The sequence below is a fragment of the Mycobacterium simiae genome (assembly GCF_010727605.1).
Taxonomy (GTDB): Bacteria; Actinomycetota; Actinomycetes; order Mycobacteriales; family Mycobacteriaceae; genus Mycobacterium; species Mycobacterium simiae.
Window position 1 is genome coordinate 1870128 of the sequence record NZ_AP022568.1, and the last position, 23604, is coordinate 1893731.

At 67.7% G+C, this 23604-nt stretch carries 25 protein-coding genes; 7 read left to right on the plus strand and 18 right to left on the minus strand.

What is annotated here, in order from left to right:
- Nucleotides 1-8: 8 nt before the first annotated feature.
- The gene (locus G6N33_RS08655; RefSeq protein WP_084950117.1) at nt 9-935 is read left to right on the plus strand and encodes a cyclopropane mycolic acid synthase family methyltransferase; all 927 of its coding nucleotides are present in this window, start codon (nt 9-11) and stop codon (nt 933-935) included.
- 93 nt (nt 936-1028) lie between these two features.
- Here the strand turns inward: G6N33_RS08655 and G6N33_RS08660 are convergent, their stop codons facing one another.
- From G6N33_RS08660 to G6N33_RS08700, 9 genes are all read right to left on the minus strand, one after another.
- The gene (locus G6N33_RS08660; RefSeq protein ID WP_101528193.1) at nt 1029-2120 is read right to left on the minus strand and encodes a lysophospholipid acyltransferase family protein; all 1092 of its coding nucleotides are present in this window, start codon (nt 2118-2120) and stop codon (nt 1029-1031) included.
- A complete protein-coding gene (locus tag G6N33_RS08665; protein ID WP_044509694.1) occupies nt 2102-3229 on the minus strand; it encodes an SDR family oxidoreductase in 1128 nt (375 codons plus the stop codon). The genes G6N33_RS08660 and G6N33_RS08665 overlap by 19 nt, the downstream gene beginning before the upstream one ends.
- 83 nt (nt 3230-3312) lie before the next feature.
- Nucleotides 3313-3414 carry a 30S ribosomal protein bS22 gene (locus tag G6N33_RS08670; RefSeq protein WP_003402602.1) on the minus strand — a complete coding sequence of 34 codons (102 nt, stop codon included), beginning with the start codon at nt 3412-3414 and terminating at the stop codon, nt 3313-3315.
- Between the two features lie 136 nt (nt 3415-3550).
- Nucleotides 3551-3799, minus strand: a complete 249-nt coding sequence (locus G6N33_RS08675; RefSeq protein ID WP_044509693.1) for a cell division/environmental response transcriptional regulator — start codon at nt 3797-3799, stop codon at nt 3551-3553.
- Nucleotides 3800-3939: 140 nt separating this feature from the next.
- Complete coding sequence (gene proC / locus G6N33_RS08680) at nt 3940-4818, minus strand: pyrroline-5-carboxylate reductase (RefSeq protein ID WP_179962674.1); 879 nt, start codon at nt 4816-4818, stop codon at nt 3940-3942.
- 33 nt (nt 4819-4851) lie between these two features.
- Nucleotides 4852-5676 carry a thioesterase family protein gene (locus G6N33_RS08685; protein WP_101528192.1) on the minus strand — a complete coding sequence of 275 codons (825 nt, stop codon included), beginning with the start codon at nt 5674-5676 and terminating at the stop codon, nt 4852-4854.
- Nucleotides 5677-5701: 25 nt separating this feature from the next.
- Entirely contained in the window at nt 5702-6544 is an 843-nt protein-coding gene (locus G6N33_RS08690) for a sugar phosphate isomerase/epimerase family protein (RefSeq protein WP_044509691.1), read from the minus strand.
- 15 nt (nt 6545-6559) lie between these two features.
- The gene (locus G6N33_RS08695; RefSeq protein WP_044509690.1) at nt 6560-7594 is read right to left on the minus strand and encodes a hypothetical protein; all 1035 of its coding nucleotides are present in this window, start codon (nt 7592-7594) and stop codon (nt 6560-6562) included.
- Nucleotides 7591-8604 carry a Ppx/GppA family phosphatase gene (locus tag G6N33_RS08700; RefSeq protein ID WP_044509689.1) on the minus strand — a complete coding sequence of 338 codons (1014 nt, stop codon included), beginning with the start codon at nt 8602-8604 and terminating at the stop codon, nt 7591-7593. Before G6N33_RS08700 ends, G6N33_RS08695 begins: the two co-directional genes overlap by 4 nt.
- Nucleotides 8605-8733: 129 nt before the next feature.
- On the opposite strand from G6N33_RS08700, the gene G6N33_RS08705 reads away from it, so the two are divergent.
- Nucleotides 8734-9519, plus strand: coding sequence for a hypothetical protein (locus G6N33_RS08705; protein ID WP_179962675.1), 786 nt, complete (start codon nt 8734-8736; stop codon nt 9517-9519).
- A gap of 12 nt (nt 9520-9531) precedes the next feature.
- Here G6N33_RS08705 and G6N33_RS08710 read toward each other — a convergent pair whose 3' ends face one another.
- Entirely contained in the window at nt 9532-10251 is a 720-nt protein-coding gene (locus G6N33_RS08710) for a FadR/GntR family transcriptional regulator (protein ID WP_179962676.1), read from the minus strand.
- Between the two features lie 51 nt (nt 10252-10302).
- Between G6N33_RS08710 and G6N33_RS08715 the strand changes: the two genes are divergently transcribed.
- The 3 genes from G6N33_RS08715 to G6N33_RS08725 are packed head-to-tail and all read left to right on the plus strand — an operon-like array spanning nt 10303 to nt 13438.
- A complete protein-coding gene (locus tag G6N33_RS08715; RefSeq protein ID WP_044509687.1) occupies nt 10303-11253 on the plus strand; it encodes a hypothetical protein in 951 nt (316 codons plus the stop codon).
- Nucleotides 11250-11579, plus strand: coding sequence for a hypothetical protein (locus tag G6N33_RS08720; protein WP_044509686.1), 330 nt, complete (start codon nt 11250-11252; stop codon nt 11577-11579). Before G6N33_RS08715 ends, G6N33_RS08720 begins: the two co-directional genes overlap by 4 nt.
- Nucleotides 11576-13438 (plus strand): GMC family oxidoreductase, encoded by a 1863-nt coding sequence (locus tag G6N33_RS08725; RefSeq protein ID WP_044509685.1) that lies wholly within the window; start codon nt 11576-11578, stop codon nt 13436-13438. The genes G6N33_RS08720 and G6N33_RS08725 overlap by 4 nt, the downstream gene beginning before the upstream one ends.
- Nucleotides 13439-13443: 5 nt before the next feature.
- On the opposite strand, the gene regX is transcribed toward G6N33_RS08725, so the two are convergent.
- From regX to G6N33_RS08755, 6 genes are all read right to left on the minus strand, one after another.
- Nucleotides 13444-14127, minus strand: a complete 684-nt coding sequence (gene regX / locus G6N33_RS08730; protein ID WP_044509684.1) for a two-component sensory transduction protein RegX — start codon at nt 14125-14127, stop codon at nt 13444-13446.
- 46 nt (nt 14128-14173) lie between these two features.
- The gene (locus tag G6N33_RS08735) at nt 14174-15403 is read right to left on the minus strand and encodes a sensor histidine kinase (protein ID WP_101528191.1); all 1230 of its coding nucleotides are present in this window, start codon (nt 15401-15403) and stop codon (nt 14174-14176) included.
- 164 nt (nt 15404-15567) lie between these two features.
- Nucleotides 15568-16317: a phosphoglyceromutase gene (locus tag G6N33_RS08740; RefSeq protein ID WP_044509683.1), complete on the minus strand. Its 750-nt coding sequence runs from the start codon at nt 16315-16317 to the stop codon at nt 15568-15570.
- A 23-nt stretch (nt 16318-16340) separates the two neighbouring features.
- Nucleotides 16341-16871, minus strand: coding sequence for a type III secretion system chaperone family protein (locus tag G6N33_RS08745; RefSeq protein WP_044509682.1), 531 nt, complete (start codon nt 16869-16871; stop codon nt 16341-16343).
- Nucleotides 16872-16914: 43 nt separating this feature from the next.
- The gene (gene mshA, locus G6N33_RS08750; RefSeq protein WP_044509681.1) at nt 16915-18255 is read right to left on the minus strand and encodes a D-inositol-3-phosphate glycosyltransferase; all 1341 of its coding nucleotides are present in this window, start codon (nt 18253-18255) and stop codon (nt 16915-16917) included.
- Nucleotides 18256-18315: 60 nt separating this feature from the next.
- Nucleotides 18316-19623: an ROK family transcriptional regulator gene (locus tag G6N33_RS08755; RefSeq protein ID WP_044512798.1), complete on the minus strand. Its 1308-nt coding sequence runs from the start codon at nt 19621-19623 to the stop codon at nt 18316-18318.
- A 179-nt stretch (nt 19624-19802) separates the two neighbouring features.
- Here G6N33_RS08755 and G6N33_RS08760 point away from each other — a divergent pair, with 179 nt between their 5' ends.
- A complete protein-coding gene (locus G6N33_RS08760) occupies nt 19803-20552 on the plus strand; it encodes an SDR family oxidoreductase (RefSeq protein WP_044509680.1) in 750 nt (249 codons plus the stop codon).
- On the opposite strand, the gene G6N33_RS08765 is transcribed toward G6N33_RS08760, so the two are convergent.
- Together G6N33_RS08765 and G6N33_RS08770 are read right to left on the minus strand one after the other, a co-directional pair.
- A complete protein-coding gene (locus G6N33_RS08765; protein WP_408632769.1) occupies nt 20536-21906 on the minus strand; it encodes a L,D-transpeptidase in 1371 nt (456 codons plus the stop codon). The two genes, G6N33_RS08760 and G6N33_RS08765, sit on opposite strands and share 17 nt — an antisense overlap.
- Nucleotides 21907-21939: 33 nt before the next feature.
- The gene (locus G6N33_RS08770) at nt 21940-23040 is read right to left on the minus strand and encodes a UDP-N-acetylmuramate dehydrogenase (RefSeq protein ID WP_044509678.1); all 1101 of its coding nucleotides are present in this window, start codon (nt 23038-23040) and stop codon (nt 21940-21942) included.
- 26 nt (nt 23041-23066) lie between these two features.
- Here G6N33_RS08770 and G6N33_RS08775 point away from each other — a divergent pair, with 26 nt between their 5' ends.
- Nucleotides 23067-23588, plus strand: a complete 522-nt coding sequence (locus tag G6N33_RS08775; RefSeq protein WP_044509677.1) for a DUF2505 domain-containing protein — start codon at nt 23067-23069, stop codon at nt 23586-23588.
- The last annotated feature ends 16 nt before the right edge of the window (nt 23589-23604 follow it).

Consider the following 23604-nt stretch of genomic DNA (forward strand, 5'->3'; position numbering starts at 1 on the left):
TCGATTCAATGACGTCACAGGGGGAATCAGGTGGCACCCAGCTGAAGCCACCGGTAGCAGCGGTCCGGTCCCATTACGACAAGTCGAACGAGTTCTTCAAACTCTGGCTTGATCCGTCGATGACGTATAGCTGCGGTTACTTCGACGAGAACCCGGACCCCAACAACCTCACCAAGACATTGGAAGAGGCGCAGTACGCCAAGCGCAAACTCGCCCTGGACAAGCTCAACCTCGAGCCCGGCATGACGCTGCTTGACATCGGCAGCGGCTGGGGCTCGACAATGCGCCACGCGGTGGCCGAGTACGACGTCAACGTCATCGGGTTGACGCTCAGCGAGAACCAGTACGCCCACTGCGTGGCGGAGTTCGAAAAGATGGATAGCCCCCGCCGCAAAGAGGTCCGGATCCAGGGCTGGGAGGAGTTCCCCGACGAACCGATCGACCGCATCGTGTCCCTGGGTGCGTTCGAGCATTTCGCCGACGGCGCCGGCGACGCCGGGTACGAGCGGTACGCCACCTTCTTCAAGAAGTACTACGACCTGCTGCCCGACGACGGCCGCATGCTGCTGCACTCGATCGTGGTCCCCACCCGTGAAGAGGGCAACGCAATGGGCCTCAAGGTGAACATGACGCTGCTGCGGTTCATCAGTTTCATCTTGAAAGAGATCTATCCCGGTGGAAAGCTGCCGCAGGTCGACCTGGTCGACAAATACGCCACGGATGCGGGTTTCAAGATTGAGCGGCACCACTTCATCGGTAAGAACTACGTCCCGACGCTGACGGCTTGGGCCGACGCACTCGAGGCACATAAGGAAGAGGCGATTGCCCTGAAGGGGCAAGACACCTACGACATCTACCTGAAGTACTTGCGGGGCTGCTCCGATTTGTTCCGCGACGGCTACACGAACGTCTGCCAGTTCACGTTGGTCAAATAGGTCGTGCATGCAAACGCCCCGGGCCATCGGCTCGGGGCGTTTCTGCTTATCCGGCCGCTGAACGAAAACGTCGCCAGCCCGGAAACGAAGACCTCAGCCCAGGAAGATGTTGCGCCGCCCGGCGAGCAGTCGGTAGAGGGTCTGCTGGATCGTCTCGCGCACCTGATCGGTCAACTCGAAAGTGACCATCGGGTCGTCGGCGTCCGACGCCGCATAGTCGTCGGTGTAGATCGGTTCGCCGAACGCGATGCGCCACTTCGACGGCAACGGCACCAGACCGGCCGGACCGGCCAATGGGAACAGCGGGGTCACCGGGAAGTAGGGCAGACCGAACAGCCGCGCCAGCAACTTCACGTCGGCGATCATCGGGTAGATCTCTTCGGACCCGATGATCGAGCACGGGATGATCGGCGCCTTGGTCCGCAGCGCCGCCGTCACGAAGCCGCCGCGACCGAACCGCTGCAGCCGGTAGCGGTCCTCGAAGCGCTTGCCCAGCCCCTTGTACCCTTCCGGGAAGACTGCGGTGAGTTCCCCCGCGGCCAACAGCCGGTGCGCGTCGGTCGTGCACGCCATGGTGTGGCCCGCCTTGCGGGCCGCCTCACCGATCAGCGGGAGGTCGAACACCATGTCGGCGGCCAGCAGCCGCATGTCCCGGTGCGCGGGATGCTCGTCGTGCACCGCCACCGACAGCATCAGGCCGTCGAACGGCAGCACCCCAGCGTGATTGGCCACCAGCAGCGCGGCGCCCTCACTGGGTAGGTTCTCGATGCCGCTCACCTCGACCCGGAACCACGACTTGAAAAAGAAGCGCAGCAACGGACGAACGATGGCGTTGTTGAAATGCGGATCGAACCCGAACTCGTCGACGCTGTAATCGCCCGTCAACCGCTTACGAAAGAAGCCGGCAACCGCGGCGACTTGTTGAGCAAACTCGTTGAGTGGCGCGTCGGCCGACGGCCCGGTGCCCGCGGCGCGGCGGTGCTCGTCGATCTCGCGGACCACCGCGGCGATCTGTTCGGCCGAGGCACGACCGTGCGGATCCGACAGCAACGACGGATGCTGACGCGAAGCTTCGGCACGCTGATCGGCTCTCCGACGAGCCGCTACCCGACCCCTATTGCTATGCAGTGGAATGACATTCGCTCTGGTTTCACCCGCCACGATATCTACCTGACCCCACTCCATGGAATTGGATTTCGGCTACCCCAGCGCTGTGCTAAGGCTATGGCGCGACCTTCCAAGGAGCGTACCCGATCAGGGTCGATTATGGGAGTGAGCCCACGACCACGAACGTAGTCATCGAACGCCTCCGCCGTCGTCCATTTTGGCTGGTAGCCGAGCTCCGAGCGCATCCTGGAGGTGTCCATCACGCGGCCATAACTCAGGTAATTGAATTGCTCGCGATCGATCTCAGTGTAGCGGTTAGCCCGTCTTAGCGAATCGAGCGCCCACACGCCGAAACCGGGCACCGGCAACGGAATCCGGCCCGCGCGACGAATCGCCTGAGACAGCATGAGAACTCCGTCGGCACCGATGTTGAAGGTGCCGGCCTTGCCGGCCATCGCGGCACGCTCCAGCGCGCCCAACGCGTCCTGCTCGTGCAGCAACTGCAGCCGCGCGTCCCGGCCGAACATCGTCGGCACCAGCGGCCCGGCCAGATACCGGGACAGCGTCGTGTCCATCGCCGGCCCAATCATGTTGGCCAGCCGCAAAATCGTCACCGCGACGTCGGGCCGGCGGCGGCCCAGCCCGCGCACGTAGCCCTCGATGTCGAGGGAGTCCTTGGCGAAGCCGCCGCGCAGCGGACGTCGACTGCTGCTGTCCTCGGTGAACATCACCGGGTCGTGCGGGCTCGACCCGTAGACCTCAGACGTCGACTTCAGCACCACGCGTCGGACCGAGGGCGCTTTCTGACAGGCCGCGAAAAGCTGCATCGCACCCATCACGTTGAGTTCCTTCAGCGCCGCCGAACCACCGGAGCGGGGCGCATACGAGGCGGCCGCGGCGTGCACCACGGTGTCCACATCCCCGTTGCGAATCACTTTGCCTATGAAGGGGTTTCGGATGTCGGCACGGACGAACTCGGCCCGCCCCATGCGGCGAAGCATGTCCTTACTCGGCGCAATGGCGTCCACGGCGATGACGGTTTTGATCATCGGATTCTGCGCCAGCCGTGCCGTCAGGTAGCCGCCGAGAAACCGGCATGCACCAGTCACCAACACCACTTTGGGGTAGTGCATGGTGTCATCCGCGTTGTCGCCCGTTCCGGCGCCGCCCCCGCTCGACGAATCCACTCGAACAGACTAACGGCCGACACGACCCGCAGCGCTAATACCGCGTGGCTATCGGTGAGAAAAAGACTGCGGCTAAGCGGAAGTTACTTGCCAAGTTTTCTGCGTTGCACCCGCGTGCGACGCAGCAGCTTGCGGTGCTTCTTCTTCGACATACGCTTGCGCCGCTTCTTGATTACTGAACCCATGAACTCCGCTATCTCACCCGGGACCGCTATATGACTTGACCCGGACACTTTACCCAACCGGCCACCTGCAATACCAAACCGGCGTCGCGTCAGACGTCGAACGCCCGACGAGCAACGCGGCTCGCAGCGCTGGCGACTAGCCGGCGTCGAAGTAGGACGTCTCCAGCATGTCGTGGACGGCCTTGGCATGGACCCGGAACGACCGGCCCACGCGCACCGCCGGCAGCTCACCGTTGTGCACCAAGCGGTAGACCGTCATCTTGGAGACCCGCATCAGGGCCGCCACCTCGGCGACGGTGAGAAATTGTGTCCTGGACTGCTGGCTATCGACAGAAGCCGCCTTACCTGCGGAATCTCGCGCCGATGGCCCGTTCGTAGACGTCATCGCTACCCAATCGTGTCAGGCCCGCGCAATGCCAGCGGCTTCCCCTCCGCTGGCACCCACACGGGCATACAAAAAGGAGAATAGCGGGACTAGTGGGGTTACTGGTACTGGTGAGAGACAATCAGTTCAAAATTCTTCAATTACTCCGATGTAATTCTTAGCTGCTCAGAGCGCTTTTTGGCGGCCTGGACGGCGGCATCGACGGCAATCCGTAAACCCCCTCGTTCGAGTTCGCGCAGCGCAGCGGCGGTCGTACCGCCAGGTGATGTCACGGTGGCGCGCAACCGCGCGGCGGTGGTGTCGGCCTGCCCGCCCAATGCTTCCCCCTTGGCCGCCCCCGACTCCTGGTCCAGCCGTTCCAACAGCAGCGCCGCCGACCCGGCCATCGTTTGCGCCGCCAGGTCCGTGGCGACCTCCCGGCTCAGGCCCGCCGCGACGCCCGCGTCCACCAGCGCCTCGACCAGCAGGAAGAAATAGGCCGGGCCGGAACCCGACACCGCGGTCACCGCGTCCATCTGCGACTCGGGCACGGTCAGCACGCCACCGACCGCACCGAACAGCGTCGAGACCTCCTCGAGCTGTGGTGCAGTGACGAACCGGCCCTTGGCCAGGGCGGTCACCCCGGCTCCCACCACCGCCGCCGCGTTGGGCATCGCCCGCACCACCGGCGTGCCGGCCGGCAGTTTGGACTCGAAGTAGGCGAGTGTGACCCCGGCCGCGACGGTGACGAAGACCTGTTCCCCGCTGCCGTCTTCCGCGGCGCCGGCGGCTTTGGACAGCTCGGTCGTCAGCGCATCGACATCGGCGGGCTTCACCGCGACCACGACGAACGCCGCGTTCTCGGCGGCGTCGGCGGGCGACGAGGTCACCCAAACCGCGTAGGTGTCGGCGAGGTACTTCGCCCGTTCGGACACCCGCTCGGCCACCACCAAGTCCTTGACTTGCCGCCCCGCTCGCAGCAGACCCGAGAGCAACGCCTCGCCCATGCTGCCGCCGCCAATAATCGCGATTCTCGCCACGGGAGAAAGCATCGCAGACCGCGCCTGCGCGCGTTACCGCGGCGCGGGCACCAGGGCGAGCTGTCGTGACTGGACGACGAGCCGGCCCAAGCTGTCGACGACGATGTGGTCTTCGTCGAACCAGTCGTGCCCGATCTCGAGGCAGGTGCAGATCACGCGCAGCCAGCCATCGGCCGGCAGCGCCCGCAAGAACGCGGTGAGCTGGATCGTCGGCGCCCAGCCGGTGCGCTCCACGGCGAAGGTCACCGGTGCGGACAGATCCCCGCACATCAGCGCGAAAAGCCCGTCGGGAGCCACGCCGCGGGGCCGCGCCCACATCTGCAGCACCGGCGGCCGCCCGTCGGTGCTGGGCCCCATCGTGGACAGCAGCGGCCGCACGTCGCAGCCCTCACCCAGATGCACCAGGCCGGCCAGCGGATGGCCCGGACCGATCGGTTCGATGTCGTCGGGCGGTTCCGGCGCCATCAGATCCGCCACCGGGTTCGCCGTCAGCAGCGGCGCCGCCGCGCCGTTCGACGAAAAGTGTTCTGGGGCACCGAGATTGACCACCGCATGGACGGCGGTGCGGTCGCCCTGGACGAGCTCGACGTCGACGACGCTGATCCGCCGGCCACGCTTGCGCAGCGCGGTGACCAACCGCATCGGCCCCGGGTCGGGCGCCCACAAGAAGCTCGCCGACACCGCCACGGGTTCGTGGCCGGCCTCGGCACAGGCGTGCCGGGCGGCGTTGGCGCACAGGGCGAGCATCGCGCCGCCATGCACCTTGGGACCGATGGTCCAGCGCTTGTCGAGTTCGCCCTGGTAAATACCCGGCTCGGCCTCCCGCAGGCTCATCGCGGCGGTGAATAACGCGGTCATGATCTCCTGGGCGGTAGCGGCACGGTCATCGCAGCAGATGCGTGCGAGCGAATTGCAGCGACTCGGCAAGCATGGCCTCACGCTCGTTGGCCGAGCGCGCGCTGGACGTGGACACCTCGAGGATGACATGGCCGGCGAAATGACCGGCGGCCAGCCGCTGGCACACCTCCGCTGTCGGCTGGGTGCCGCGCCCGGGCACCAGATGCTCGTCGGAAGGCCGACCGCTGCCGTCGCACAGATGCAGATGCACTAAACCGGTCCCCATCCGCTGCGCCATGTCCAGCGCGTCGCTGCCCGCGGTCGAGGTGTGCGACAGGTCCAGTGTGTAGTGCGCGTGGTTACCGTCCAGCGGGTCGAAGGACGGCGAGAACGCCGAGATTGCCGGCCCCGGGCCGCCGCCGCGGCGGCGCATCCGCTCCCGCGATTGGTCGGCACCGAAAAATCGGTCCGCCCGGAACGGGAACATGTTCTCCACGGCCACCATCACGTCGCTGGAGGCCTCCAGCGACCGCACCTGCTGGCTGAATCCCTCGGCGTAACGCCGTTGCCAGCGAAACGGTGGATGCACGACGACGGTTTGGGCGCCGAGCTCCTCGGCGGCGCGCACGCTGCGTTCCAGCTTCGGAATCGGGTTGGATCCCCACACGCGTTGCGAAATCAACAGGCACGGCGCGTGCACCGAAAGCACCGGCACCTGGTAGCGCCGGGATAGCTTCAGTACGGCACCGATGTCCTGGCTGACCGACTCGCTCCACACCATCAACTCGACGCCGTCGTAGCCGAGCCTGGCCGCATACTCGAACGCCGCCTCGGCTCTGAGCGGGTAGACCGACGCCGTGGACAGGCCAACTTTGATCGCGGGGCGCACTGTGGGCGGTGGCGCCTAGCCGGTTTGCATGGACAGGGCCAGCGGTCCCAGGGTGATCAGCGCCCCGACCGCGACCGCGATCAGCGTGCTGGCGATGTCCTCGGTCTTGCGGACCACCCGCACACCGGCCACCAGACCGAGGATGACCAGCACCGATAACACCAGCGCCACCAGGCTGTTCCACCGCCACAGTTGGTCGAACGCGATAAACAGTCCCGCACCGAACGCGACGGCCAGGATCGACTGGAAGACGATCAGACTGCCGCGCCACAGCGCTTCGAGGCGGCTGGAGGCTTCAGCCGACTGCCCCGACCGTGCGGTCTCGGCGACGGGCTGGTCCTCCTCGGCAGCGTCGGTGGCGGGCTCATCGGCAGCCGCGGCGGCCAGCGCGGCCGCGTCGGCTCCCTCCCGCTCGTCGCCGCGGCGGCGGGCTACTTCGTCGGCGAGGGTCTGCCCCCCGAACAAAGTGGAATCCGAGCCCTGCAGATAGGACCGCACGTAGGCGGAATCCTCGGTCGCAGGCTCGGCCTCGCGCACATCGGAGTCCATGACATCCACCGGCATGTCGGCGTACTGCTCGAGCGGGTCAGGGCTCATGCCCTCGGCTCCGGACGACGACGCCACCGGACGGGTGCGCTCGGCCGCCGGCTTGGCATCGCGACGGACGGGCCGTGGATAGGCGCTGCGCTCGGGTCCAAGGTGCGGGGACTGCGGGGGTGATTTGGGCCAACGCGGCTCGGTTTCCGGGCGCGACGCGGCCATGGACTGTTCGTCGGGGCCCGGCTCAGCCACTCCGTCGTCGGCGGGCGCGTCGGTTTTGGCCTCGCGTTCGGCAACCTCGGCCGGTTCGGCGTCGGCGTGCTCGTCGTCCCGGATGACGGGAATCTCGCCGGTCAATTCCGCGACGGTGACCGCGTCGCTGTCGCCGCGGCGACGACGGCGCCGCCGGGTGACCGCCGGGGCGCCAATCGTTCCGTTCCGGGCCAATAGTTCGGCCACAGAAATCGGCCGAGTGCCGGGGCTCTCGGTCTCGGAGTCTGGTCCGGTCATGGTTTGTCGCCTCTCGATCGGTTGGTGTTCCGATCTGCCTGGCCTCCAGCATTGCGCACCGAGGTCTCCACGAGGGCGGTTCCGTCGGCTTCGCTGTCGAGCTTGCGCAAGATGAGACCTTCCCGTAATGCCCACGGGCAGATGTCCACCGTGTCGATCGCCAGCGCTCGCATGCTCGCCTCCGCCACCAACGCACCCGCCACGATCTGCGGTGCGCGCTCGGCGCTCACTCCTTCCAATTCGGCCCGGTCAGCGGTGGTCATCCTAGAGATGAAAGATATGAGTTGCCTGAGGCCGTTGGCCGTCAGTGTCCGTTTCACCCGTGGTCCGGCGGCCGACGGTGCCGCGCCCGTGAGCCGCGCCAACGACCGGAACGTCTTCGACGTCGCCACCGCGAGGTCGGGTCCGCCGGCCTCCAGCACGGCCACGCTGGCGTCGGCCAGCTCGGCGTCCAGCCAGTCGCGCAGCATCGCCACCCGGCGCCGGCCCGGCGGGTCGTCGGGCAGCCACTCCCGAGTCAACCGGCCCGCGCCCAGCGGCAGCGACAGCGCGACTTCGGGTTCCTCGTCGACGCCGCTGGATAGCTCTAACGAGCCGCCGCCGATGTCGAGGTTGATGATTCGCCCGGCGCTCCAGCCGTACCAGCGGCGCACCGCCAGGAAGGTCAGCCGCGACTCGTCCACGCCGGTCAGTACCCGCAGCTCGACACCGGTCTCCTTGCGGACCCGGCTGAGTACCTCGTCGGAGTTCTCGGCGTCGCGGACGGCCGAGGTGGCAAACGCCATCAGCTCGGCGCACCCGGAGCTGAGCGCGATTTTGGCGAACTCGTCGATGGTGGAGATCAGTTTCTCGGCACCGCGCTTGGTGATCTTGCCGGAGCTATCGGTGGCCTCGGCCAACCGCAGAGTGGCCTTCGTCGAACTCATCGGCGTCGGGTGCCCCCCGCGGTGGGCATCGACCACCAACAGATGCACCGTGTTGCTGCCCACGTCAAGCACGCCTAATCGCACGAAAACAAAACTAGCGGGACAGCGACACGGACCGGGTTGCGCCCCGGTCAGGAACAGCACATCGGCGATGTCCAGGGCGGCGAGTGTCTGCGGCTCTGCCGCCGGGAATTTTGGTCTAACGTTGCATCCGTGCCGAATTCGCACCCGCAGCCAGGGCAAGAAGTGGAGTTGGATTTTGCCCGTGAATGGGTGGAGTTCTTCGATCCGGACAACCCCGAGCACCTCATCGCGGCCGATCTCACCTGGCTACTGTCCCGCTGGACCTGTGTGTTCGGCACGCCGGCCTGCCGCGGCACGGTGGCCGGACGCCCAGATGACGGATGTTGCTCGCACGGCGCCTTTTTGTCCGACGACGACGACCGCGCCCGGTTGGACGACGCCGTCAAACAGCTCACCGACGACGACTGGCAATTTCGCGAAAAAGGCTTGGGCCGCAAGGGCTACCTCGAACTCGACGAGCACGACGGCGAACCGGCGTATCGCACCCGCAAATACAAACAAGCGTGCATCTTCTTGAACCGGCCGGGGTTTGCCGGCGGCATCGGCTGCGCGCTGCACAGCAAGGCGCTCAAGTTGGGCGTGCCGCCCCTGACGATGAAACCCGATGTCTGCTGGCAACTGCCGATCCGGCGCAGCCAGGAGTGGATCACCCGGCCCGACGGCACCGAGATCCTCAAGACCTGGGTCACCGAATACGACCGGCGCGGCTGGGGTTCCGGTGGCGCCGACTTGCACTGGTACTGCACGGGTGACCCGGGTGCACATGTCGGGGCCAAGCAGGTGTGGGAAAGCCTGGCCGACGAACTGGCCGAACTGCTCGGCGCCAAGGCGTACGCCGAACTGGCGGCAATGTGCAAGCGCCGCAGCCAATTAGGCTTGATCGCCGTGCACCCGGCCACCCGCATCGCCGAGTAGCCAAACGTTTCGTCAGGTGGCCTGCGAGCGGTAGGCCGCGACCATGCGCAGCCCGCTGGCCGTCAGGTATGTCTGGACGGCCGCGGCAGCCGCGGCGGCGTCGCGCGCCAGTACCGCCTCGGTGATCTCCCCCAGGTCGGCCAGCACGGGTTCCGGATCGTCGTAGGCGCGGGTGAGTTCGTGTTCCCGGCCGCCGAAGGCGTCGTCCACCCAGCGGTAGAGCAAGCCCAGGGCACGGTTGCGCGTGCCGTGGATGAGCACGCGGAAGTAGGCCAGGTCGGCAGCTTGTAGTGCCCCGGCGCCGCGGGCGTCGCGCACCGCTGCCAACGCGTCCCGTAACGCCTCGTCACCTTCGGGCCCGGACCGTTGCGCCGCCAAACGGCCGATCAGCGGGCCGAGCGCGGCGCGGATCTCGAGCAGCTCGACCAGGAACTCGGGGCCCAATCTGCGGATCAGCGCCTCGACCACCGCCGGATGCGTCAGCTCTTGCGGGTCGCGCACCACATTGCCGCTGCCGTGGCGCGCCTCGATCAGGCCCATCTGCTGCAGCCGGGCCAGACCCTGCCGCAACGACGTGCGGTTGACGCCGAGCTGCTCGGCCAGCTCGCGTTCCGGCGGCAGCGCCGAGCCCGGCGGAAACGCACCGTCGAGGATGGCGTCGGCGATCGAGGCGGTGATCTGCTCGTCCACCCGTTGGCGGTCTGGCGGCTGCAGCACATTTGACTGGTTCATTGGATCAACCAATATAGTGGACGGAACCGACAATGTGGTGGAGGCGAGGCTGTGGACGACGCGGATCGATCGGCGGCGGCCCCACGCTGGCAGGGGCAGGCAGGCCGGCTGGAGGTCTGGTACGCCACCCTGTCGGACCCGCGGACCCGCGCGGGACTGTGGATCCATTGCGAGACGGTCGCACCGACCGGCGACCGCGCCCCCTATGCCCACGGCTGGGCCACCTGGTTTCCGGCCGACGGCTCCCCCTACACCGAGCGTTTCGGCCCCGAGCCGGTCCAACCCGCCACCGGCGCGTGGTTCGATGCGGCCGGTGTCCGCGTCGCACCCGAAACACTGGTCGGACGGGCCGGGGCGCTGGCCTGGGACCTGTCCTGGAAGGACACCGGCGCGCCGTTGTGGACATTCCCCCGGCCGGTCTGGGAACGCGACCTGCTGCCCGGCGCCCAGGTCGTCCTCGCGCCCACCGCCGACTTCACCGGGTCGGTGACCATCGACGACGCCGCCGCGCCGATCGAGGGGTGGCGCGGCGGCGTTGCACACATCTACGGACACGGCAATGCCAAACGCTGGGGCTGGATTCATGCCGACCTCGGCGGCGGCGATGTCCTGGAGGTAGTCACCGCGGTGTCCCACAAGCCGGGGCTGCGACGACTCCCGCCGCTCGCTTTCGTCCGCTTCCGAATTGACGGAAAGGATTGGCCCGCAAGCATTTTGCCCTCGATTCGGATGCGCACGACGCTGGGGCTGCAGCACTGGCAGCTGGAAGGGCGGATCGGCCGTAGCCGGGTACTCATCCGCGTCGACCAGCCGCCGCAGCGTTGCGTGAGCCTGGGTTACACCGACCCCGACGGCGGCGCGGCGGTGTGCACCAACACCGAGCAGGCTGACGTCTATGTCGAGATCGACGACCGCCGGTGGACGGCACTGGGCACCGGCCACGCCGAAGTGGGGCTGCGTGGCCACGAGGCACCCGAAATCAACGAAAGGATCCCGATGTGAGCTTTCTTCTAGACCCGCCCCTACTGGTGGTGTCCGGGATGTTGATCGAGCGGCAACTGCCAGCGGATCGCCGCGATGTCGCCGAAGCCGCCACGCTCGGGGTCTTCTTCGGCGGATCGTTCGGGCTGTACCACAACGTGCCCGGACTGGGCGTGCTGTGGCGGCCGTTCCGTGCCCGCAACGGTCGCGACTTCATGTGGAACAGCGGGGTTTTCGGCGTCGCCACCGAACCGGCCGGCTGGAAGCTGCACGCGGTGGCCGGAGGCATCTTCGCGACCTACCCGTTCTTCATCAAATGGGGCCGCCGGCTCGGGCGTTTGCTATGAGCCGGGCGCGGTCGGCGTTGTTCGCGTTCGGCAGCGCGCTGCTGCCCGAGGAACACGGCGGCCCGCCATCGAGTCAACTGGCCGACCGCGTCGAGCGCTATCTCACCCAGTTGCCCGCCACGACACGGCTGGCGGTGCGGGCCGGACTGCTGGGCGTGAACGCGGCGAGCTACCTCACCACCGGTCGTCCGCTGTCGCGCCTCGACCCCGGCCGGCGCGATCAAGTGCTGCACCGACTCGGCGGGCTCAGCCTGGACGCCGGAGTCGCCATCGAAGCCTTTAAGGCTATCGTGTTGCTCGCCAACGGCGCCGATACCTTTGCACCAGAATTACTTTCGCGTGCCCAGGCACGAGATTCGGCACGACCCGACGCGCCGTTGACGGTCATTTCGTCGGCCGATAGCCGCTCTGTCATCACCGCCGATGCGGTGATCGTCGGATCCGGCGCCGGCGGGGCCATGGTGGCCCGCACCCTGGCGCGAGCCGGCCTGGACACCGTGGTCCTCGAGGAGGGACGCCGGTGGACAGTCGCGGAATTCCGCACCACGCACCCGATGGACCGCTACGCCGGGCTGTACCGCGGCGCCGGCGCCACCGTCGCGCTGGGCCGCCCCTCCATCATCACGCCCATCGGTCGGGCAGTCGGCGGCACCACCGTGGTGAACTCCGGAACATGTTTCCGCCCACCGGATTCCGTGCAACGTCGCTGGTACGGCCAATACGGTCTCGCCCTGGCCGACCCGGACCGGCTGACCCCGCATCTCGAAGAAGTCGAGCGCACCCTGCAGGTTGCGCCGGTGCCTCTGCAGATCATGGGCCGCAACGGACACCTACTGCTGGACGCCGCGGCAACACTGGGCTGGGACGCCGCGCCCATCCCCCGCAATGCACCGGGATGCGGGGGCTGTTGCCAATGCGCGATCGGCTGCCCGCGCAACGCCAAGTTCGGCGTGCACCTCAATGCGCTGCCGCAGGCCTGCGCCGCGGGTGCGCGGATCATTACGCGGGCCCGCGTCGAGCGGGTGCTGCACCACGACGGTCGCGCCCGCGGTGTGCGGGCCCGTCGACCCGACGGCACCGCGATCGACATCCTCGCCGACACCGTCGTCGTGTCGGCCGGCGCTACCGAAACACCGGTTCTGTTGCGCCGCAGCGGGCTTGGCGCGCACCCGCGCCTTGGGCGAAACCTTGCGCTGCATCCCGCGACGGTGCTCGCGGGCCGATTCGACGACGACGTCCTAGCCTGGCGCGGCGTACTGCAGAGCGCCGCCGTGCACCAGTTTCACGAGTCGGACGGGGTGCTGATCGAAGCCACCTCGACACCACCCGGCATGGGCTCGATGATCTACCCCGGGTACGGCGCCCAGCTGCTCAGGTGGCTCGACCGAGCGCCTCAAGTCGCGACGTTCGGCGCCATGATCGCCGATCGCGGGGTCGGCTCCGTTTCCTCGGTGCGCGGCCAACCGGTGATGCGCTACAACATCGCCCGGGCAGACCTCGCCAAGCTGACGATCGCGGTCGAGGCCATGGGCCGACTCTTGTTCGCGGCAGGAGCCGTTGAGGTGCTCACCGGCTTACCCGGGGCGATGACCGTGGCGTCGCTGCCCGCGTTGCGTGAGGCGCTGAGCCGCAGCGACCCGCGACGCCTGCACCTGGCCGCCTTTCACCCGACCGGTACGGCGGCCGCCGGCGCCGACCCGCAGGCTTGCCCCGTCGATCAGTGCGGACGGCTCCGCGGCGTCGACGGTGTGTGGGTGGCCGATGCGTCGATCCTGCCCAGCTGCCCGGAGGTGAATCCGCAGCTGTCGATCATGGCGCTGGCATTGGCGGTGGCCGGTGAGGTGGTCGGCGCGCGCTGAGCCGCCTAGCCTTCGAGCTTGTAGCCCAGCCCGCGCACGGTCACCAGGTGCACCGGATTGGCGGGGTCGGCTTCGATCTTGGATCGCAGCCGCTTGACGTGGACGTCGAGCGTCTTGGTGTCCCCGACGTAATCAGCGCCCCAGACCCGATCGATCAGCTGCCCCCGGGTGAGCACCCGGCCACTGTTGCGCATCAGATATTCGAGTAGATCAAATTCCTTGAGCGGCAAAGTAATTGTGTCACCGTTGACCGACACCACGTGCCGCTCCACGTCCATCCGCACCGGCCCGGACTCCAAAACGCCGTCGCTGATCTCGGAGTCGTCGTCGCCGCCCCGGCGCAGCACCGCCCGAATCCGCGCGATGAGCTCGCGAGCCGAATACGGCTTGGTCACGTAGTCGTCGGCGCCCAGCTCCAGGCCGACCACCTTGTCGATCTCACTGTCGCGGGCTGTCACCATGATCACCGGCACGCCGGAGCGCGACCGCAGCTGCTTACACACGTCGGTGCCGGACATGCCGGGCAGCATCAGATCCAGCAGCACGATGTCGGCGCCGGCCCGGTCGAACTCGGCGAGCGCCGCCTGCCCATCGGTCACCACGGTGGCCTCAAAGCCCTCCTTGCGAAGCAGAAAAGCGAGCGGGTCGGCCAGCGACTCCTCGTCTTCCACGATCAGCACGCTGGTCATCGGGGGTGCTCCTCACCTTTTCGCCTTGCCTCGTCATGCACGCGGGTCATCGACTCAGTTCTTCCTCTCGTTGGGACCTGCTGGGCCGCGCCTCGCGAGCCCGGGGTTGCTCGGGTTCTTCGTCGCCGGCGCTGTCGCGATAAGCCGGGATGGACAACGTGAACGTCGACCCGGTTCCCGGCTTGCTCCACACGCCGATGCTGCCGTCGTGATTGGCGGCAACGTGTTTGACGATCGCCAACCCCAGCCCACTGCCGCCGGTGGCTCGCGAACGCGCCTTGTCCCCCCGGAAAAACCGCTCGAAGACTCGCTCCTGGTCCTCTAACGCAATCCCGATTCCGCGGTCGGTGACCGCAATCTCGATGTTGTCGCCGCGGCGGCGGCGGCTGATCGACACCGGCGAGCCCGCAGGCGAATAGGCGATCGCATTGGAGACCAAATTGGCCAGCGCCGTCACCAACAGTGTTTGGTCCCCCAGCACCCGCAACCCCGTAGGCGCGTCGGTGCGAACCTCGATCTTGGCATTGTCGGCTGCCACCTTGTGCCGCGCGATCGCTTCGGATACAACGGTATCGACGTCGACAGCGGTGACATTGGGCAACCGTTCCGCACCCTGCAGCCTGGACAGCTCGATGAGCTCGGCAACCATGTCCCCCAGCCGGTTTGCCTCGATGAGTACCTTTTCGGCGAACCGGCGCACGGTTTCGGAGTCGTCCGCCGACGCCAACAATGCCTCGGCGAGCAGGGCCATGGCACCGACCGGGGTCTTGAGTTCGTGGCTGACATTGGCCACGAAGTCGCGCCTGGTCGCCTCCATACGCGCATAGTCGGATTGGTCGTGCACAAAGACCACCGCGAACCTGCGGTCTTCCTCGCTGAGCAGCCGGGCCTGCCCATGTACCGAAATCCCCGACCGGCCGGCGGCGGCACGTTTGGCGGGTTGCAGATCGAACTCAATCTCCTCGCCGTCGAGCGCCAGCTGCGCCGCGTCCCACGCTTCGTCGTCGAGCTGGCGGTCGCGCACCAGGCCCAATTCCTTGGCCCGTTGGTTGAGGTAGACCACGTCGCGATGGGAATCCACCACAGCCGCGCCTAACGGCATCAGCGTGACGATTTGCTGCAGCATCTCTGCGACGGTGATACCGGTCGATTCGGTCGTCGCTCGCTGCCTGCGGCGCACCACCCGTGCGGACAATCGAGTGCCGGCCGCCACACCAACGGCCAGCGCAAGCACTGACAAGACCCCGGCCAGCAACAGCGCCGAGAACACGGTCACGAACGAAATCCTACAAATCTGGTGAACGCAGCCCTAGCGGAACGAGGCCAAAATCGGACAAGTCACAACTTGCGTAACAGGTGTTCTACCGCCGTTCACGCGATGTTTGGCTAACGAGTGATTCCCGCGCAACGCCGGCGGTCGGCGATGCCGCTGGTCGAAGCCTACCGGCTACCCTGGTTGGCTACCGCGGCCGCGCCGGCGGCGGCCGCATCCGGGTCGAGATAGGTACCGCCCGGCACCACCGGACGCAGGTCGGCGTCCAGGTCGTAGCGCAGCGGAATGCCGGTGGGAATGTTCAGCCCGGGGATCTGTTCGTCGGAAATCTGATCGAGGTGCTTGACCAGCGCCCGCAGCGAGTTTCCGTGCGCGACGATCAGCACCGTCCGCCCGACCCGCAGATCCGGGACGATGACGTCGGTGAAGTAGGGCAGGAACCGCACCACCACGTCGGCCAGGCATTCGGTGAGCGGGCCGCCGCCGATGTCGGCATAACGCGGGTCGGCGTCCTGGCTGTATTTGCTGCCCTTCTCGATGGGCGGCGGCGGAGTGTCGTAACTGCGCCGCCAGGCCATGAATTGGTCGTCGCCGTAGCGCGCCTTGGTTTCGGCCTTGTCCAGGCCTTGCAATGCGCCATAGTGGCGCTCGTTGAGCCGCCAGCTGCGATGTACCGGGATCCATAGCCGATCCGCGGTATCCAGCGCCAGGTGGGCCGTGGTGATCGCGCGGCGCAACAACGACGTATACAGCACGTCGGGCAGCAAATTGTGTTCGGTCAGCAGCTCGCCGCTACGCACCGCCTCGGCCCGGCCCTTCTCGGTGAGGCCGACGTCGACCCATCCGGTGAACAGGTTCAGCGAGTTCCATTCGCTCTCGCCGTGGCGAAGTAATACCAGCGTCGCGGTGTCAGCCATGCGGTCAGTCTCTCACGCATCAACTAACGGTCGTCATCCTCGATCAGGTGGGTGAAAGCTTCCAGATTCTTCAGCGACTCCCCCCGCGAGACGCGCCAGTCCCACTCTTTTTGGATCGAGGACCGAAAGCCTAGTTCCAGCAAGGTGTTGAAGTCCGAGTCCACCGCTTCCAGGACCTGCCCGAGCACGCGGTCGATCTCCTCGGCGTCTACCGATGCCAGCGACATCCGCCCCACCAGATAGATGTCGCCGACGTTGTCGAGTGTGTACGCGACGCCGTAGAGCCGTCGATTGCGCTTTAACAGGAACCGGTAGACGCCCTCGTGATTTTCGTCGGGCTTTCGGCACACGAACGCCTCGACGCGCACCGAGTGCTCACCGATGCTCAAGATGGTGTTGGTCTTGAGCCTGCGCTCGCCGGGCAGCTCCACGACCAGGCCGGGCAAACCCCCATGTGCCCCTTGATGTTTCGAATACGTCAGATCGCTGGCCTGTAGGGCCCGCTCAATCACCTGTTGGACCGCCGCCGTCACTAGCGCCGCTCCAGGCCGCATCGCGGCGCCTCGTCGAACATGCGGTGGCTGCGGCTTCTGCGGCTCATGCGCCGACCCCCTGGCGCGGAGTCCACCGGCGTGGTTTGCGCGCCGCCGCACGATCCAGCGTCACGCTGACCCGGCGCTGCCGGGCGGTGCCGAAATCGCCGATGGCCCGCCGGTAACTGGCCAGCAGCGAGTCGGTGGTGTTCTCCCAGGAGAACGTCGCGGCGTGCGCCGCGGCGGCCCGGCTCATCGCCTTACCTCGCGGGGTACCGTCCAGGGCCAGCACTTCGTCGAGCGCCTGCGCCCAGTCGTCGACGTCGTGACCGGTCACCAGCGAGCCGGTGACGCCGTCGCGCACGGCCACCGGCAAGCCCCCGACCGCGGCGGCCACCACCGGCGTGCCACAGGCCTGCGCCTCCACGGCGACCAAACCGAACGACTCCGAATAGCTGGGCACCGCAACAAGATTCGCGGCGTGAAACAGGGTGGCGAGGGCCTCGCGGGACTGCGGCGGCAGGAATGTCACCCGATCCGTGATGCCGAGGTCGCCGGCCAGGCGCACCAGCCCGTCCGGGGTTGCTAAACCGCTGCCCGACGGCCCACCGGCGACCACGATCCGCACCCCCGGCAGTTTCGCCGCCGCCCGCAGCACGATGTCGGGTGCTTTCAGCGGTTGGATGCGTCCGACGAACGCGACGATCGGTTCGTCGAGCGCAAACCCCAGCGCAGCCCGGGCGGCGCGGCGATCACCGGGGCGGAACACCTGCAGGTCCACGCCGGGATGAACGACGTCGATCGCCTCGGGGTTCGCGTGGTGAATCGAGATTAATTGCTGCGCCTCGTCGTCGGTGTTGACGATCAGCCGGTCCGCCTCGTCCACCACCTGCTGCTCACCCACCGCGCGCAGCGGAGGCTCGGGCGAGTCGCCGACGGCCAGTGCCGCGTTTTTCACCGCCGCAAGGGTGTGCGCGGTGTGCACCAGCGGCACCGCCCACCGGTCCCGGGCCAGCCAGCCGACCTGCCCGGAGAGCCAGTAGTGCGAGTGCACGATGTCGTAGTAACCGGCGTCATGCGACGCTTCGGCGCGCAGCACCCCGGCCGCGAACGCACACAGCTGGGTGGGCAGATCGTATTTGTCCAGGCCCTCGAACGGCCCCGCCACCACGTTGCGTACCAGCACGCCGGGCTCAACCTCCACGACCGGCGGGTCGGCCGAGGCGGTGGCACGGGTAAAGATTTCGACCTCGATACCCCGCCTGGCTAGGTGCAATGCACTTTGCAGCACGTACACATTCATCCCGCCGGCGTCGCCGGTGCCGGGCTGCGCCAGGGGGGACGTGTGCACTGCTAACAGCGCGACCCGGCGCGGATTGTTTCGGAGGACCTCGTCGTGCCGCACTCTTTCATCTTTACAGCACGGCTCGAGCGGCAGCCCACGCGCGCGGCGCGGCTGTCCGTGTCAGGCGGACGATTCCGGGACGATTTCGGGGACCCGGGATCCGATCACCCCGGCGCGGCGCATCGCACCCATCGGGTCGACGTACAGGCCGCCCAGCGACACGATGCCGGCCCCGGCCTCCTGCACCCGGTTGCCGAAGGCGGTCACTCGGATGTCCCGCGGCGCCAGCACCGAACGCGCCGCGAATGCCGACTCCACCTGCTCCATCGCCTCCGGATACTCGGTGAAGGCCTGGCCACCCACCACCAGCTCGTCGGGGTTGAGCAGGTCACGCAGCAACGCGACCGCCTCGCCGAGCACCCGGGCCCGCTCCGCCAGCAGATCCTGCGACTGCCGGTTGCCCGCCCGGGCCAGGCGGATCAGATCGGTGATGCCGGTGGTGGCGCCGTTGGGCCGGCCCGCCGGCGCGGCCGGCAGGATGCGGAGCCGGCGAGCCGCCGCCAGGACGGCCTCATCGCTGACGGTGGACTCCAGCTGGCCGGTGCCGCCAAGGAGCTCGGAGTGCGCCGGCAACCCTGCGATGGTGCCGGGGCCGCTGGAGGGGCAGTGCACCCGCCCACCGATCACCAGGGCGTATCCCACGGTCTCGCGGGCGTAGACGTACAGGCTGGTCGGCGAGCTGGGCGCGAATCGCCGCATGCCGAGCAGCAGTTCGGCTCCGGCCATGGCGTCGACGTGGGAGGCCACCGATACCGGCAGGCCCAGCGCGTCGGCCAGCACCGGCCCCACTGGCGCTTGCCGCCAGCCCAACCGCGGGTGGTCGACGTGTCCGGTGGCACCGTCGACGGTCCCGCCGATAGCCACACCCACCCACAATGGCCGGCGTCGATGCCAGCGCCTCAGGTAGCGGGTAGCGCTCTCGGCCAGCGTTGTCAGCGCGGCAGCCGGTGGACTGAGCGGAGTCGGGGTCTCGACGGTGTCGAGCGTGCGGCCGAACAGGTCGGTCGCCACGATGCTGGTCGTTCGGGCACCGATGTGGATGCCCAGCGTCACGAAGGGTTCGTGGTTGATTTCCACGGGTACGCGCGGGCGTCCGATGGCCCCGGAGACCGCCAGGTCGGCGCGTTCGCGGAGCAGGCCGGCGTCAAGCAGGGCAATGACCTGGCGGTTGACCGTAGCGATGGAGAGCGAGGTGACTCCGGCGATGACGTCGCGGCCGACCGGGCCGCGCAGCCGGACCGCCCGGAATACCGAGGCCGCGGCCGAGTCCGAAATGTGCAGCGCCGGCGGCAGAATTTGCCGGTGCAGCCTCAGCTGGCCCTGGCGGCTGGGCGAATGATGGGTGTGGGTGAGAGAAGTCGAGCGCACGAGCGTCCTTTGTCCGAGTTCCAAATGGCCGGTCTTGGCCACAACCTGTGTTTGGGTTCAGGCGCGGCAAAGTGCGCGGCAACAACACGCACATGCCGCGCAAAGACACGCGGCCGTGTTGTTGAACTGGGCGCTGTGGAGCACACCAGGAATTTAGCACGTTTATTAGAGTTGGCTCAGTGAGTGTTGCTAACGCGAATCAACGGGTGGCGGTAGTCACCGGCGCCAGTTCCGGCATCGGTGCAGCAACCGCGAGATCCCTTGCTGCCCTTGGGTTTCATGTGGTTGCGGTGGCGCGACGCGCGGACCGAATCAATGCCCTGGCGAAAGAGATCGACGGTAGCGCAATTGTGGCCGACGTCACAGACGAGGTGGCCGTGCAAACGCTGGCAGCGGCAGTGGGTCGGGTCGACGTACTAGTTAACAATGCCGGCGGTGCTCGCGGGCTGGCGCCGGTCGCCGAAGCCGACGTCGAGCATTGGCGCTGGATGTGGGAGACCAATGTGCTGGGCACGCTGCGGGTCACCCGCGCGCTGCTGCCCAAGCTGATCGACTCCGGTGACGGCCTGATCATCACCGTCACCTCGGGGGCCGCGCTGGAGGTCTACGACGGCGGCGCCGGCTACACGTCGGCCAAGCACGCCCAGGCCGCCGTGCACCGCACGCTGCGCGGGGAGCTTCTCGGAAAACCGGTGCGGCTCACCGAAATCGCTCCCGGCGCAGTCGAAACCGAGTTTTCACTGGTGCGCTTCGACGGCGACCAGCAGCGCGCGGATGCGGTGTACGCCGGCATCACGCCGCTGACGGCGGCCGACGTCGCGGAGGTGATCGGGTTCGTGGCGTCCCGGCCGCCACACGTCGACCTGGACCTGATCGTGCTCAGGCCGCGGGATCAGGCCAACGCCGTGCGGTTCAACCGCCGGGGCTAGGGGACGACGACGTCGTCGTGGTGGTGGTGGTCGGAGTTCCCGACAGGCTCGGGGCTGTCGACGGGGTGACCGGAGCGGTCACCGGGATCTGGCTGGCCGGCGGATGCGCGCTCGGCGGCGGCAACGCCGACATGGCCACCCAAGTGTCCCAGTCCACGGCCCAGTCCCAGATGTCGCCGTCGGAATAGGACAACTGGATCGAGCTCCCGGTCACCTCGACCGGATCGCCGTAGATCGCCGAGCTGTAGTACTGCGCGGCGTCCTCGGTGGACAGGTTGATGCAGCCATTGGTGACGTTGGTGTTGCCCTGCGCGCCGGAACTCGCCGGATTGGCGTGAATGAACTCGCCGTTGTTGGAGATTCGCACCGCCCAGCGTTCGTGCACGTGGCTGTAGCCGGCCGCGGGGTTGGACATGTAGAAGTCGGCGTACTTCTCGGTGACCACGTGGATGCCGTTGCGGGTCACGTTGCGGGCCTTGTCGGCCTCGCCGTAGCTGCACGGGAAGTCCATGATCACGCCGGCATCGGTGACGACCTGCATCCGATGCGAGGACACCTCGGCCTTGACCACCTGGCGCCGGCCGATCTGGATCTTCAGCGACATGTCCTGCAGGCCGTAGGCGCCGTCACCGAACGGCAGCCCATAGAACTTGGCGTCGACGTTGACGGTCGTGCCCGCCGGGTAGTACTCGCGGGGGCGGTAGTGGATGCGGGCGCCCTGCTGCTCGTCGGGCAGCCAGGCCCAACTGCCCTCCACCGGCGGGTTGGTGGTGACGGTCAGCGCCTTCTCGACCGCCGCCTTGTCGCTGATCGGCGCGTCGAACTGGATGATGATCGGCGCGGCGACGCCGACCGTCTGCCCGTCGGCCAGCTGGAAGCCGCCGTCGATCTTCTTGGCCGGCGCGACCGTGGCGAATTTGCCCGTGACCGGGACAGTTTTGCCGTCGTGGCCGACGACCGACCCGCTCCAGCTATAGCTGGTGTCGTAGCCCAGCGGCTCGGTGGTGGTGTAGACCGTGCGGTCGGAATTGAATGCCCCGGCGACGACCTTGCCCGACGAGTTCGTCAACGCCACCTTCTGGAACCAGCCATCGGTGACCGAGACGCTGATCGGCGCAATGGGAACCACATCGGTCGCGTTGTCGGCGGGCTGGTACTTCAGGTTCGGCGCCGACTGCTCTTTGCTCTTCTCCGCCTGTTTGGCCGCGGTGCCGCTGCAGGCGGCCAGCACACTCGGCGCGAACACACCCAGCCCCAGGGCCGTCAGGGCCAGCCGCCGGTTCATCGGCGGCCGCTCATCGGATGTGCTCACGACATTAAAAGATACCGGTCGCGGCGACATCCTCCGCGCCACGACAAGTAGGGAAAGCGCCCGGCCGGGCGCGATTTAGCTGTCCAACCCGCAACCGAGCAGCACAGGTTCGGGTTCCAGTGTGATGCCAAACACGTCGCGCACGCCGTCGCGGATGGTGCGGGCCAGCGCGATCACGTCCGCGGTGGAGGCGTTGCCGCGGTTGGTCAGAGCAAGCGCGTGCTTGGTGGACAACCGACACGGGGCCGTCGAGTCGTCGGGATAGCCCTTGCCGAAGCCCGCGTGTTCCACCAGCCAGCCGGCGGCCAGCTTGACCCCGGCCGGGGCCGGGTAGTGCGGCACCGGGCCGTCGACCCGCCCGGCCAGCGATTGGTAAACCGCGGGGGCGACAACCGGATTGGTGAAAAACGAGCCCACGCTCCAGGTGTCGGGGTCGGTCGAGTCGAGCACCATGCCCTTGCGGGTGCGCAACGCCAGCACCGCGTCCCGCACCGCCCGGGGGTCGGCCCGGTCGCCGCTCGTCGCGTTGAGCGCCGCGGTCAGCTCGCCGTAGCGCAACGGCGCGCTGCGGCCCGACGCGTCCAGCGCGAACTCCACCTCCAAAACCACGGCCGATACCTGCGGGGTCCGCTTGAACACGCTGGTGCGATAGCCGAAACCCAGCTCGGCGCCGGCGACCCAGCGCGCCGCGCCGGTGCGGCGATCCAGCACCCGGACCCGGGTGATCGTGTCGGCGACCTCCGCCCCGTAGGCACCCACGTTCTGCACCGGGGTCGCCCCGGCGGATCCGGGAATGCCGGAGAGGCATTCCAGCCCACCCAGTCCGTGTTCGATGGCCGCGACCACGACGTCGTCCCACACCGCGCCGGCTTCGGCGCGCACCACGTTGGCCTCGATGGTGATGCCGCGGGTGTCCAGCCGCACCGCGGTCAGGTCAGTCAGGTCGTCGGCGATCACCAGATTGGATCCGCCGGCAAACACCAACACCGGTCCGGCGTCGCCCGCCCCGCTGGCCGCGTCCAGCGCGCCCAAAACCGCGACGACCTGTTCGCTGCTGGTGCAAGTGATCAGGCGGCGCGCGACCGGCCCCACCCGCAACGTGGTCAACGGGGCCAACGACACCGCCTCGGCGACGTGTGCACCGGCGAAGAGCGATCCGGCCTCGCTCGGTTTCATGGCCCGTAACGGTAGCCTGACCTGCTATGCCACGCTCATTCGACTTGTCCGCCGACTATGCGGACAGTGTCGAGGAGCTGCATCGTGCCTTCGCCGCGGCGGCCTACTGGCACGCCCGGCTGGCCGACATCCCGGTCGACGAGGCTCGGCTGGAGTCGCTTCGGGTCGGCGGCGACTCCGGGGACGACGGCACCATCGAGGTGGTGACGCTGCAGCACGTGCGCAGCGACAACTTGCCGGCCATGGTCACCCAGTTGCACCGGGGCGATCTGCTGTTCCGGCGCGAAGAACGATGGGGCGCGGTCAGCGACGGCATCGCCACGGCGTCGATCAAGGGCTCGATCGTGGACACCCCGGTGCACGTGGCCGGGACCGCCGAGCTCTGCCCGATCGGCGGCGGCGGCGCCCGCCTGACCTACCGCGCCACGATCCAGGTCCGGATCCCGCTGATCGGCGGCAAGGTGGAGAAGATCATCGGCACCCACCTGGCCGAGCTGGTGAGCCGGGAGCAACGCTTCACCACCGAATGGATCACCCATCACGCGTGATCCGCGCACTTCGATG